The organism is Mangrovihabitans endophyticus (assembly GCF_014646155.1).
In the GTDB taxonomy this organism is placed as follows: Bacteria; Actinomycetota; Actinomycetes; order Mycobacteriales; family Micromonosporaceae; genus Actinoplanes; species Actinoplanes endophyticus.
Genome location: NZ_BMMX01000171.1, coordinates 1 through 576 on the forward strand (window position 1 = coordinate 1; position 576 = coordinate 576).

The 576-nt window shown below is 48.3% G+C and carries 1 protein-coding gene; it reads left to right on the plus strand.

Annotation, left to right across the window (positions count from 1 at the left end; genetic code table 11):
• On the plus strand, positions 1-576 hold a 576-nt coding region (locus tag IEY73_RS34770; protein WP_189083254.1), incomplete at both ends, for a flagellar hook-basal body complex protein.

Sequence of the window (576 nt, forward strand, 5' to 3'; positions counted from 1 at the left end):
GCTACCGCACCCTATAAAAACGGGTTAGCAGGGCAGAATGACTTTTCTGTGGGGCTTGGGGTAGGCGTGGATGCGACGACTAAAATCTTTTCACAAGGCAATATCCAAAACACAGATGTCAAAACCGATCTAGCGATTCAAGGCGATGGCTTTTTTATCATTAGCCCTGATAGGGGGATCACGCGCAATTTCACCAGAGATGGGGAGTTCCTTTTTGACTCGCAAGGGAGTTTGGTTACCACCGGCGGTCTTGTGGTGCAAGGGTGGGTGCGAAATGGGAGCGATACCGGCAATAAAGGGAGCGATACGGACGCTTTAAAAGTGGATAACACCGGCCCTTTAGAAAACATTAGAATTGACCCTGGAATGGTGATGCCAGCCAGAGCGAGCAACCGCATTTCTATGAGAGCGAATTTAAACGCTGGAAGGCATGCCGATCAAACAGCGGCGATATTTGCTTTGGATTCTTCAGCTAAAACCCCTTCAGATGGCATTAATCCGGTGTATGATTCAAGCACGAATCTAACTCAAGTCGCCGAAGACATGGGATCTTTATACAATGAAGATGGCGACGCT